Below are 12,819 nucleotides of genomic sequence, written 5' to 3'. Positions count from 1 at the left end.
TTCTCTGATTTGTTTATTTTTTTGTCGTAAATATAATATCTTAAGATAAAGATAAAGCTACGTCATCAAATTGAAAATTGATTAATTTTTATTATCTAATATATCTTGCAAGGTATAGCTTTCCAGGACATCTTGGAAATCACGTTCTGCCTTTGAAATGACAAGTGATATGAATTGTTCAGCTCCAATTGATGGTACCGACCAATATGGAACAATTTGTGGGTTACCAACAATTAAATATACATTTTTAAAGGTGATTTCTTTAGGATTTTTGATCAATTGATAACCGCCGTATCGTCCACCTTTTGCCTCTACATATTTTTGTTCTACAAATTTGGCTAAAATCTTCCGAATAAAAGTAGCATCTTCTTTTAATTGTTCTGCAATTTGATTACTTTTAATCAAAGTATTGGAATCTGTTAATAGTACTAATATTCTTAAAGAAACATGAAACCATTTTGGACCTAAATCCCCAGCCTGATTTAATAATTGCATTGATATAAAAACACCCTTCAAAGAATTCTTATAACCATTGTACCACGTGGCTTAATTTTTAAAATTTAAGTAAGGTGTAATGTTTCAAGATATATTTGGATTATGCCTTACCCAAATAAAAAATGAGTCGAGTTGGGGATGAGAATATAATATAAAACGCACATAATACACAAACTATACATCATTAACAAAAAACATCCGTGAAATGGTAAACAATAATTATGTATTGACGTGATACTAATGAGATGGTAAAATCCAATTGTGAAAAATTTATCTCAATTGAAACGTGATCGTTCTTGTTCGTTTGATTGCGGAGTAGCTTATTTCACTTATAGACTCAGGTTTATATTGATAGAGGATGTACGAAGTATAATTTTTCCTATAATTAAAGTATTCCAATTGAAAAAGGTAGAAATTTTGATGTCTAAGAAATATTAAAATACTACAGTAACTTTAAATTAGTTGATGGTGGTTAGGAATCTGGTAAATAGGTATTCTTAAAATCTAACAAATATCAAACGATAGGGTGATTTTGTGTCGAATAAAAAAAGAAGCGCGCATTTATTAGATAAAGATTTAAAAGCAATTGTCGAACTTATTCCTGATAGTGAAGTAAATATGGATAATTATCAATTTGTCCGTCAAACAAGCAATGATCAGTTTGACACAAGAATTCCAGATAAGCTACATGTTCACATGGAGGAAAAGTATATTCCAGGACCAGATGGAGCTCCCGATGTTCGTGTGTTAATTTTTAAACCTGAAAATGCTAAGCCTAATCGACCTGCATATTTAGATATTCATGGTGGGGGGTTCTTCTTAGGAATTCCTGAAATGCAAAATCCTGAAAATGCTTTAATAGCAAGCGAACTTAGCTGTACAGTTGTATCAGTAGATTATCGATTAGCACCTGAGACAAGATATCCTGGTGCTATAGAGGATTGTTATGCAGCATTAAAATGGATTCATGATAATGCAGAAGAGCTAGAAATTGATCGTAGTCGTATTGCTATAGGTGGTTCAAGTGCTGGAGGCGGATTAACTGCAGCTTTAGCAATCTTAGCTCGTGACCGAGGTGAGGTAAAGGTTGCATTTCAAAATTTAATTGTACCTATGTTAGATGATCGTACGGGAATTAAGGAACCACACCCTTATGCGGGAGAATATGTATTTACGCGTCAAAATGATTATTTTGGATGGTCCGCTTTATTAGGACATGAGCCTGGAATCGATGGCGTATCCCTATATGCATCTCCTGCTCGTGCTGAAGACCTTTCAGGTTTACCGCCAACTTTTATTTGTATTGGTGCATTGGATTTATTTATTGATGAAGGCATAGAATATGCTCAAAGATTAATTCGGGCAGGAGTTCCAACTGAATTTCATGTTTACCCTGGTGCGCCACACGTTATTCCAAGTGCTATTCGTGATGCTCGTGTTTCTAAAGCGCTTATTAGAGATATGCTAAATGCAAATAATCGTGCATTTTATGATGGTATAGAAGAAAAATGAACAGTTTAGAACATAATGATTTGAAATGTTTAGCATGAAATGCGCATTTTTCAATGGAAATTATCATTACCTCGATTGTTAGGCATTTGAACTAGTGAACTCTTCCCTGTCAAGTAGACAGTGAAAATAATAAGAATGCTAAAAATGGCTTGGTCCCTGTATTGTAGGGGATCAAGCCATTTTTAGCGCTATGGATGTAGAGTTTGCACGCATTTTCCGTTACGGTTCTTTTCTCGCTGAAGTCTGAAATGTTCTATCTTAATAGCTTAGTTCGAACTACAATGGCAATCGCAGCAAGCAGTAACCAAGCGATTCGATGGAGGCATTACCTCCTGGTACTCAAACGAGGAATAAATAGAACCTCGATCACAATGAAAGTTTTCTCTAGCAATAAGGGCAGCTGAGCCAGTTTATAGTAGCTAAATCAATAAATAATTAACATTTAATATGAATTTGTGCATTATTACACAGATTGCAGGGCATTGGTAATTGAAAATCATATCACTCTATTTATAATAGTACTTTAAAAGGTAATAGTTTTACAGATTATATTTAAGGAGACAAGTTAAGATGAATATGATGGAAAAAGACAAAAAAATTAGAGTGGGAATCATCGGTGCTTCTCCTGCAAACTTCTGGGCAACAAACGTACATCTACCTGCACTTTCTATGTTACCTCAATACGAAATTACTGCAGTTTGTACCACAAAAATGGAAACAGCAAAAGAAACAGCACGGTTGTTTAATGTACCCTACGCTTTCAATGATGCTGAAGAAATGGTTAACCATCCTGATGTAGATTTGGTTGTTATTACAGTAACAACTTTCAGACACGCTGAACTTGTGCGATTGGCGATTGCAGCAGGAAAAGACGTAATGTGTGAATGGCCGCTTGGCATTTCGTTAGAGGAATCCAAGGAATTAGCACAAGAGGCCGAAAACGCAGGTGTACGAGGGGTAATAGGTCTTCAGAGACGATTCGATCCGGGTGTGCAATATTTCCGAGACTTAATAGCAGCAGGATATATTGGCCGACTTCGCTCAGTTAAATTCCGTATGGAAGTTGATTACTATGGTGGTTACTATACCTCAAGAAGTAAACAACTTGCTGATAAGAAAAAAAATCATACACTTGTTAATGTAGTTGGCGGCCATTTCCTTGATCCAATACTTTCAGCTGTTGGTGAAATTAGAAGTCTTAGCGGAGTTGTGGCTCAGCAGTTCGATCACGCAGAAGTTATCGAAACTAAAGAAATTATCCCAGTTTCAGTTCCCGATCAAGTCTTAATAAGCGGTACTCTTACTAATGATGCTGTTTTCTCTGCACATATTGAAGGTGGAAAGCGAAATGGTAGCACATCTCAAACTATCGTAACTGGAACTAAAGGGGATCTTCTTTTATCAGCTGACTATACTATATCAGGTGCTCAAGGGGATAGTAATAGTTTAATGCCTATAGAAATCCCTAAAAGTTACTTAAAAGTACCACAGGGTGATTTACAGAAAGAAGTTTACCAAACTGTTTTACTTTATAAAGCTTTAGCGGAAGATCTTACAAAGGGAACCCAGGTTGTTCCTACATTTAAAGATGCCTGCCGCATGAATTTTATGCTTGATTCTGTCATAAAAGCATCTATCACAGGTCAGCGACAAGTTTTAGAGAGTTAAAATTGTGTTTGAGAGAACTTAAAACCGTGATAAAACGAAGACAAAGAAGCGCATAAAAAAGTCGCCATTAAGGCGACTTTTTGCTTTATAGAAGAATCTTCTATGAGTATAAATAGGTTTTGTATAGCTATCGTTTGGACAATTCAGCTATTATTCTCTTAAATTTAGAGACAACAAAATATAATTCAATAACATGTACTAGTATTTCAAACTGCAAAAAGAGTTGAGATAGATACCTACTTGTTCCGCCATATGCAAGGGAGATAAAGGTATGTTATTTCTAATCCACCATTCCACTAACCCAACTGAAGCTGATCCCATAAAATGAACAAAAGCCTCTTGTTCTATAGAGTGATTTTCTCTGTTTGTAATATTATGTTTGTTGGTTTCTTGTATGACAAATTCAAGGAATCGACTTCTAAAAATTGTAGCACCATCACTAGCTAACATTGTTGAAAAAAAATCGAAATTTTCCTCGAAATACTTAAACCACAGCAAATTAGTATCTTTAAAGGTGAGGTTTTCCGCTTCACATATGCGTTTGAGTTCCTCCATGTGGCCTTTAATCAATTGTTCAAGAAGATCATATTTGTCTTCATAGTGAAGATATATAGTTCTACGACTTACATTTGCTCGATCGGCTATATCTTGAATCGTAATTCGATCAAATTTTTTTTCGAGCATGAGTTCCACCAGAGCTCTCTTAATCGCTTCTTGTGATTTAAGTATTCTTCTGTCTGTTTTCAATATGAACCACCAATCCTTAATAATTAATTATCAAATAGTGCCTTTTTGTGCATTAATGCACATTACATACATCATTGGAAATTGATAACGTACTAACAATATATATAATAATACACACACGTAACTTATTTTATCAATGTGTATTTACTTTAAGGACAGTTTTCAATATTTGGTTAAGGTTACGTAATCAAAAAAGTAACATATAAGGAGATGCAGATATGGTTAAACTTAGTGTATTGGAACATGGATATATGAAAGAAGGATTCGAAACACATGAAATCTTACAAGAAGCTACCGAGCTTGCTCAATATACAGAAAGCCTAGGTTATAATAGATTCTGGGTATCCGAGCTTCATGGGATACCAGTATTCTCATTTACTTCACCTGAAGTTATGATTGCACATTTAGCATCAAAAACATCTAAAATTCGTGTTGGTTCAGGTGGAATAATGGTACCTCACTATAGCGCATACAAGGTAGCTGAAAACTTTCGATTATTAGAGGGTCTATACCCAGGAAGAATAGATCTCGGTATAGGTAGGTCAACAGGAGGTATGCACCTTGCAACTGTAGCATTGAATGAAAACAGGAAAATGCCAGAGTATTCAGAGCAAATAAATGATTTAATCGGGTATCTATACGAAAATCTCGGTGAAAATCACCGTTTTAGCGGTTTACAAGCAATTCCAAAAGTTAAAACAGTACCTGAATTATGGTTACTTGGATCTAGCAGCGACAGTGGAATGCGTGCAGCAAAACATGGGGTACCATATTCATTTGCTCAATTTTTTGGATCACGCGGAGAAGAAGCAATGTACCAATATGTATCCCGCTTTGAACCGTCTGTTGTTGCAACCGAACCGAGAGGAATGATTGCACTTCAAGTCATATGTGCAGATACTGAAGAAGAAGCACGTAAACTGGCAGCTAGTTATGAACTATTCACTACAGCTGGGGACCAAATCGGTGCACTTCCATCTCGAGAGACGGCATTAAATTATCCTTACACATTTGAACAGAAAATGTTTCTGAGGAGTCAGTCACACCTTAATATCGTAGGAAATCCTGAACAAGTGAAGGAAAAAATCATGGAGAATATAGGTATTTATAAAGTAGATGAAGTTATGATAGTCTCGCCTATCCATGATTTTGAAGCAAGAAAAAGATCTTTTAAACTAATTGCAGAGGCTATGCAGGAAGTCTAATATTTTTTATAAGGCTCTGTTAGTCATTAACGTTCATATGAAAATACTGGTCGGGAATTCTATTACTATTGCTGATTTTAGAATATACCATAATGAAGAGTCCCTAAAAAAAAGAATTCACATCGTTTGTAATACGATGTGAATTCTTTTTTTCTTGTGATCTCTTGTGTAGCTGACTTTATATGCAAGGCCCACTAACCTTAGTAAGAGATAATCACTTGAAATCTGTTGAAGAAGTAATACTTTCCCAAGTTTTCAAATCTTTTAATTGCCCTTCAAGTTTGTTTTGTATTATATCAAGCGTATCCGAACCTAAAGGTAATCTTAACGGCGGATTTGAATGATTAGTAATTTGAATTATAGCTTTGGCTGCTAACGACGGGTCACCTGTTTGATGACCGACAAAATTCTCCATCATCTCTTTCATTGAGCTCGTAGAGTACTCTGGCATAAAAGTATCTGCATATTTCATAGAGCGTCCTGCCCAGTCAGTTCGGAAAGCCCCTGGTTCGATAATAGTTACCTTTATGCCAAACGGTTCTAATTCTTGAGCAAGAGATTCGGACAATCCTTCTAGAGCGAATTTACTAGCTCCATACATTCCGAGTGAAGCGCCAGTAGATATGCCGCCAACCGATGAAATATTAATAAAATGACCAGATTGTTGCTCTCGGAATAAAGGCAATGCTGCTTTGGTTACATTGATAACACCAAAGAAGTTTGTTTCCATTTGATCTCTAATATTTTGTTCGGAAAACTCCTCTAATGCTCCGAGCAGACCATATCCTGCATTGTTAACAACAACATCAAGTTTTCCAAAATGTTGTCTTGCAAAATCCACTACTCTGATGGATTGCTGTTTGTCAGTTACATCTAGTTTAAAGGTTTTAACAAGATCAGGTGCTTTTTCTGCAAGGTCCGATATACTTTCCTCGTTGCGAGCAGTTGCCAATACATATTCACCATTCTCAATTAATTCTTCCGCCAAAGCTCTCCCAAAACCCGATGAAGTTCCAGTAATTAACCAAACTTTTTTAGCATTATTCATAAGTATTCTCCTCTAGTATCAGATTTACAACTTATTCTATCAAACAGGGTTTACTAAAACAACTAATATAGTTCATTTTGTACATTTTTTTTATATGGTATAATAATGATATGTAGATTTTCGGAGGTTTAAATAATGGTCAAAAATAAAGAAACTAGAGAGACATTAGCAAGCAAGCTAGTTTCCACAAACAGAAGTATAAACATTACTTCGTTAAAAGTAGATGAGATCGCGAAGATTATGGAAGTTAGTAAAGTAACTATGTATAAATATTTTTCTTCAAAAGAAGAGATTATGGAGACAATTTCAGAAATTTTTGTTCGCTACATTCGAAATGGTGCTAACATTAACTTAAATGATGGTAATTTCTTTGATCAATATTTAAATGTATTTGAGCAGTCAATATATTTGGTCTATTTTACTTCAAATCATCTAAATAACTTTAAAGAGTACAAAATTGAACTTTATAATAAATTGTCACAAGCTAAACAGCACCGCGCAAAACAAATTTCTGACTTCTATACAAAAGGAGAGAATCTCGGTTTTTTTCATCAAGTAAACGCTTCACTGCTTATCTTGAGCGATGAACTGATTTTGACTCAAATTTTAGATCCTTCTTACTTAATTCAGAATGGACTCTCACTTGAGCAAACTTTGCTTGATTATTATCAACACCACAAAAGGATAGTTGTATTAGATAAATATAAGACATCTGTGGATGATCAACGTGCAGTTAATTTCATAAACAAGTTTATTACGAAAAACTCACATAACTTATAATGATTTAGAACTTTACACCGACTATTAAATTCAAACTATATAAAATGTGATAAGCCTTATAGAAGTATTCATTAATTTTCGATTGCTTCTATAAGGGCTTTCTCATTACGAGGATTATTAGTGAAGTTCTTTTATGTTTGGATTATATTATCTAGCAGAAGGTGAAAGCGTCCAAGAGTGACTTACTTGAAAAAAAGATTGTTCGGGAAGTGAAGAAATCGCTTGAAACCTTTAAAATTAAGGGGTTCAAGCATTTTTGATTTTCAGGAATTTAGTGATCCAGGCGGTAGCGGACTAACATCTAACGTTTTCCTAACATCTCCTTGAAAGTTCAAAGAAAAGAGGATGTTATCTCAGAGTATTATGTGATAGGTAGAAAAAAGAACTTTTCGTTTACCTGGAAGGTTTATTGAATAGTTTTGTTCTAGACCTTCTAAGTATCTTCTCAAAGTCATTCATACTTTTATAAGATTTTATGTTGATATTTCCTGAGATACCTTTCCTGAGAGGAATGATATAATCCATAAACATAATTTCTAATAGGTCATCGACGTATTGAGGATTTGTAATTAACTGCTGAGTAACGTAATCATAAAAATTTATGCCGCTATTGTTATAATGCAACATATTTCTAAGGACTTTCATCTCAACTTGAAGTGTATTAGTATATTGCTCAATTATGTTATCTATAGCGCTATAATTAAGTTTTTTCCAATACTGTCCAAGTCGCTTACGGACATCTAAAATATTCCTCATAACCTCAAACAATTTTATAGATGTTAAGCGCAACAAGATATACTTATCAAGATTTAATATTGAGGATTTATAATCTAAGTGATCCGCCATCCATATACAAGTAGTTAATTCGTTTTGTATAAGGAGGATTCGGGTTATAAATACGTTATACGTTATATCTTCCGTAAAGAAGATTCTATCCCAAATGTCTTTAGTCGAATATTCTTTAGCATTATAAACTTTCAGAGGCTTAGATTCCAAATAAATCGGATGGTTTATCCAATCGATAATTAACTGTATTAATGCTCCCACTTCACTTGAAAAACCTCGAACGGTGTCTTCGTCACGACTATCTTGTAGAGGTGTATCAGCAAAAACAAATGTCGGGAACAAAGTAGAGCCAGCCAAAGTTTCACCATCTATATAAAAACCCAAGTTGTCAATATCGTCACCGAATATACTCTTATGCCCCTTAAGGAGCTTATTAAATATATCTCTGTTTTTTATACCTTGATTTGTTTTTACTTTATGCCGAACCTCTTTAATTACCTCCATATTAGGCAAATCAGCTTGTATTATGCCCGAATCTTTTAAAACTTTATTTGCTTCATAAAGTATTACACATATGTCACGGAAAAATGAGTAGCCGGATGTAGAGTTGTAATTTATGGATGTCGGTCCCTCCATGAATAATTTCCTTATACCCTGCAAGTCGTGGTTTAAAGTTTTTAGGTATTCCATCATAATTCAACCTCACATATAAATGATATAAAAAGTAGGTTACAACAGTATTATATATACCTTTACTATTAAAGAGCTAACTAACTTGAGTATAAAAAATAATTATAACTCTTTTAAATCAAAAAAAGTTGATGTATTATATAATTCTAAACATCAAGAAAATTTGATTTAAGTAGGTGGCGTTATGGAAACGAAGGAGCTTGTACTAAGTGATTATCAGAGAATATTTAAAGCTTTAGCCGATACTAACCGTTTGGAGCTACTACAGTTATTATCTGAATCATCAGAAGAACCTATTTGTGTTTGTGACCTTACTGAATCGATGGAAATGGCTCAGTCTAAGCTTTCTTACCATCTAAAGATTCTTCTCGATGCTGACTTAATTACGAAAGAAAAGCGTGGTACGTGGAATTACTATGGTTTGAATCCATCTGTTTTGAACCATATACTTTCGGAAGAACTTTGCTGCTTATTCAGAGGTCCAGCGGTAAAAGCAGAGAAATGCTGTACTAACTAGATTCAAGGGGGGAGTAATATGATCAATCAATTACCTGTAGTAATTATTGGTGCTGGTCCTGTAGGCTTAGCGGCTGCGGCACATTTAGTGGAATATAATTTACCTTTTGTGATTTTGGAAAAAGGAGAAAACGTAGGCAGCAATATTCTAGAATGGGGTCACGTTCAACTATTTTCTCCTTGGGAGTACAACACGAATCAAGCAGCAACGAAGCTATTATCTGAAACGGAATGGCAACATCCGGATAAGGATAAGTTGCCAACTGGACAAGAGTTAGTAAATGAATATCTAAAACCACTTTCACAGCTACCAGTAATGCAAGAGAATATACGCTTTTATTCCGAGGTTGTTGCTTTATCTAAAGATGATGCGGATAAATTAAAGTCTGATAACCGAAATGAACGAGCGTTCGTTGTCCATTATAAAAATGAATCTAAATTAGAGAAGGTAAGGGCTTCAGCAATCATAGATGCAAGCGGAACTTGGCAAAATCCAAATCCCCCTTATGCTGATGGTGTGTGGCTTGATTCTTCTATAAGAGATTCAGTACATACAAATATACCGGCAGTGAAGCAGCAATCAGAAGTATTTAAAGATAAGCATACTGTTGTGATTGGTTCAGGACACTCTGCATTGAATACATTGCTAAACTTAGCGGAGCTGAAAGAAAATCATCCTTCAACGAAGATATCTTGGATTCTTAGAAGAGAATCACCGGTATCTGTATTTGGAGGAGAGGAACAAGACCAGCTTGCAGCTCGAGGTGCACTAGGATTAAGCGCCCATAAACTTGTGGAACAAGGTGTTATAGATGTATTTGCTCCGTTTAATGTAGAAGCAATTGATTATGACGGATCCAAATATACATTAAGCAGTAAGGAAGAGAATATTATCTCATCCGTAAATGAAATTGTAGTTAATACAGGAGCGCGACCAGATTTTAGTTTTCTTCGAGAAGTGCGATACGTTATTGATCCGATTGTAGAGAGTACACCAGCATTAGCGCCGCTTATCGATCCAAACTTGCATAGCTGTGGTACAGTTCGTCCGCACGGCGAGGAAGAATTGAAACACCCGGAAAAAAACTTCTACTTCGCTGGAGTTAAGAGCTATGGGAGAGCACCTACATTCTTGCTTGCTACAGGTTACGAGCAGGTAAGATCTATTGTCGCTTCTATTGCAGGTGACGTTGAATCAGCTAAGCAAGTGAAATTGAAACTTCCAGAAACGGGTGTATGTAAGACTAATATCGTTACTGCAAAACAACAAAGTTACTGTGGGTGTTAAGGCAATGAAATCAGCTCAAGTACGTGATTTAGTTAAAAACGATGGGAGCGTGTTAGGGACATTTACAAGATCGGTATAGATAGTGGAAACGCTACTTTTGTGACTAATGCTCCCGATTGGGGTTATTGGAACAACAGCAAGTTGTCGTTTGGCAGACTGGTTGCAGAGATTGAGAAAAAGATAGTGGGTTGGGTAGCACTATCCCCTTATTCCTCTCGCCAAGTATATAGCGGTGTTGTAGAAGTCGGCATTCACGTTGACCCTGACTTCCAAGGTAATGGTATAGGGACTGCATTGTTAGAAAATGTGCTTAGTGTTTGCAAAATAGAAGGTGTGTGGACTGTGCAGGCAAGTATTTTCCCTGAGAACGCTCCAAGTTTGGCACTGCATCAAAAGTTCGGTTTTCGTGTAGTCGGCAGGAGAGAGAAAATTGCACAGTTAAATGGCAAATGGAGAGATGTTATGCTGATGGAGAAGAAATTATGATTATAAATAAAGGTGGAGTTTTGGGGAAAAGTATTTTATTTCGTATCTTAAGCTTGTGAAGAACTCCTTAAATTGCAGTAATGAAGAGGCGTACAATATTACTTTTTCAAGACTATTTAAGGATGACCCGGGTACTTTAGGTAATAAGAGTTACGAAACTTTTCAGCAAGCTTTTATTCATTTTAATGAAGGAACTGCCCTAAATGAAAGAAGTCCTAGTACTTAAAACGAGATCTGTATTACTGCTGTTTTTCTGATATAAGTAATACAGTTGATTGATGAGACGTTTGCTAACGCATTTGCTAACGTAATTAATTTTTTTGAATCATTTTGGTGGACTATATGGACGTAAAAGACGTAAAAACCCCCTATAAATACACTATTTTCGACCGTAACAAAATTGACAGGGTAGGGGTCGCTGGTTCGAGTCCAGTCGGAATCACTAACTAATAAAAACTTGAAATCCTTTGTACATAAGGGTTTCAAGCTTTTTTTGCTGTTCTGGTACAAGATGATACAAGAGGGTAAGTGTTAATATTTTGCTTCAAACTCATCTAATGAATGAAGATTTAAAATGATACTGTTCGAAAATTGGTGCGGTGAAGAGAAAAAATCCCTAGTTTATACAATCCGCTATGATCTGAGTTTTGATCACAAGATTATGTAACTATGACATCAGCTGGCAGAACAACTGTAAAAAGCAGAAATGATTAAGAGATGTCATGAATTCTATAGATTTGTTCATGATTCAGGTTATGTGCTGAAAATATTTATTGTATGAGCGCAAACATTGATTGTATTGTGAATTTGAGAGTGTCTACAATCAATCCTTTAACTTTATTTGAGAGAGTGAGGTCTGTGGTCTGCATGAGTAAAAAAGGTATTTTAATAGGATTTACATTTAGTTTTTTGGCAGCAGTATTATGTGCAATAGCATTTACAGTTATTGCGGTACTTCCGTTTATAGTTACACTTGAACCTATTGCGTTTCTATTTGTTTTTGTACAGTGCATAGTGCCATTTTTTTTAATATTTCCTTTAGTTGGTGGATGGAGTAGACAGATACGGTTATCGAGCCAACTAATTAAATGGTTAATTAGTTGTGGGATGGCTATTATTGTCGTTATGTATGCAGGAACACTCGGTTCTTTATCATCCCATACCCTAGTATTCGGTAATTCAATAGAGGAATTAAATGTAGATGGCATACTAGTTTGGGGAATGGCATATCCATTTATATTATTGCCATTAACTGCTCCATTGGCATGGGGAATATTACATTGGTTTCTCAACATCTGTTTTCAATATGATACATGTAGAGCAGAATGAATTTTAACAAGATTGAAGCTGCGGAATCAAGTGGCAAGAATTTTGATGTGATGGATGATGTACGATTATTCCGAAACCCATTCCATGTACTGTGTAAGATGATTTCTCACTCTTGACATATCTTTTTCAAGCCATTAATGTAATCGTATACGATGTATCGTGTACGATTTATTTTGTGTTTTTTAATTTTGGTTAGCATCTGTACAAATAGTGATGTCACAGGTGGGTCGTGAATAGTTTTTTGGGTGAATAATATACAGGACAGATGC

The 12,819-nt window shown here is 35.3% G+C and carries 12 protein-coding genes; 8 read left to right on the top strand and 4 right to left on the bottom strand.

What is annotated here, in order from left to right; genetic code table 11:
* Window positions 1-81 precede the first annotated feature (81 nt).
* A complete protein-coding gene (locus tag SFC66_RS13235) occupies window positions 82-495 on the bottom strand; it encodes an Rrf2 family transcriptional regulator (protein WP_411219209.1) in 414 nt (137 codons plus the stop codon).
* Window positions 496-1,029: 534 nt separating this feature from the next.
* On the opposite strand from SFC66_RS13235, the gene SFC66_RS13230 reads away from it, so the two are divergent.
* Window positions 1,030-2,007, top strand: coding sequence for an alpha/beta hydrolase (locus SFC66_RS13230; protein ID WP_411219208.1), 978 nt, complete (start codon window positions 1,030-1,032; stop codon window positions 2,005-2,007).
* Between the two features lie 570 nt (window positions 2,008-2,577).
* Window positions 2,578-3,675: a Gfo/Idh/MocA family protein gene (locus SFC66_RS13225; RefSeq protein WP_411219207.1), complete on the top strand. Its 1,098-nt coding sequence runs from the start codon at window positions 2,578-2,580 to the stop codon at window positions 3,673-3,675.
* Window positions 3,676-3,873: 198 nt separating this feature from the next.
* On the opposite strand, the gene SFC66_RS13220 is transcribed toward SFC66_RS13225, so the two are convergent.
* Window positions 3,874-4,422, bottom strand: coding sequence for a TetR/AcrR family transcriptional regulator (locus SFC66_RS13220; protein WP_411219206.1), 549 nt, complete (start codon window positions 4,420-4,422; stop codon window positions 3,874-3,876).
* 218 nt (window positions 4,423-4,640) lie between these two features.
* On the opposite strand from SFC66_RS13220, the gene SFC66_RS13215 reads away from it, so the two are divergent.
* Window positions 4,641-5,627 (top strand): LLM class flavin-dependent oxidoreductase, encoded by a 987-nt coding sequence (locus SFC66_RS13215; protein ID WP_411219205.1) that lies wholly within the window; start codon window positions 4,641-4,643, stop codon window positions 5,625-5,627.
* A 214-nt stretch (window positions 5,628-5,841) separates the two neighbouring features.
* Here the strand turns inward: SFC66_RS13215 and SFC66_RS13210 are convergent, their stop codons facing one another.
* Entirely contained in the window at window positions 5,842-6,675 is an 834-nt protein-coding gene (locus tag SFC66_RS13210; protein ID WP_411219204.1) for an oxidoreductase, read from the bottom strand.
* Window positions 6,676-6,810: 135 nt separating this feature from the next.
* Here SFC66_RS13210 and SFC66_RS13205 point away from each other — a divergent pair, with 135 nt between their 5' ends.
* Window positions 6,811-7,455 (top strand): TetR/AcrR family transcriptional regulator, encoded by a 645-nt coding sequence (locus tag SFC66_RS13205; RefSeq protein WP_411219203.1) that lies wholly within the window; start codon window positions 6,811-6,813, stop codon window positions 7,453-7,455.
* A 393-nt stretch (window positions 7,456-7,848) separates the two neighbouring features.
* On the opposite strand, the gene SFC66_RS13200 is transcribed toward SFC66_RS13205, so the two are convergent.
* Entirely contained in the window at window positions 7,849-8,934 is a 1,086-nt protein-coding gene (locus SFC66_RS13200; RefSeq protein ID WP_411219202.1) for a hypothetical protein, read from the bottom strand.
* Window positions 8,935-9,115: 181 nt separating this feature from the next.
* Here SFC66_RS13200 and SFC66_RS13195 point away from each other — a divergent pair, with 181 nt between their 5' ends.
* From SFC66_RS13195 to SFC66_RS13180, 4 genes are all read left to right on the top strand, one after another.
* Complete coding sequence (locus SFC66_RS13195; RefSeq protein WP_411219201.1) at window positions 9,116-9,448, top strand: ArsR/SmtB family transcription factor; 333 nt, start codon at window positions 9,116-9,118, stop codon at window positions 9,446-9,448.
* 18 nt (window positions 9,449-9,466) lie between these two features.
* On the top strand, window positions 9,467-10,735 hold the full coding sequence (locus SFC66_RS13190; RefSeq protein ID WP_411219200.1) for an NAD(P)-binding domain-containing protein: 1,269 nt from the start codon (window positions 9,467-9,469) through the stop codon (window positions 10,733-10,735).
* A 99-nt stretch (window positions 10,736-10,834) separates the two neighbouring features.
* Window positions 10,835-11,221, top strand: a complete 387-nt coding sequence (locus SFC66_RS13185) for a GNAT family N-acetyltransferase (RefSeq protein WP_411219199.1) — start codon at window positions 10,835-10,837, stop codon at window positions 11,219-11,221.
* A gap of 867 nt (window positions 11,222-12,088) precedes the next feature.
* A complete protein-coding gene (locus SFC66_RS13180) occupies window positions 12,089-12,550 on the top strand; it encodes a hypothetical protein (RefSeq protein WP_411219198.1) in 462 nt (153 codons plus the stop codon).
* Window positions 12,551-12,819: the final 269 nt, after the last annotated feature.

It is taken from the genome of Terribacillus saccharophilus (genome assembly GCF_046592895.1).
GTDB lineage: Bacteria > Bacillota > Bacilli > Bacillales > Amphibacillaceae > Terribacillus > Terribacillus saccharophilus_D.
This window is presented reverse-complemented; position numbering and strand designations above follow the sequence as displayed.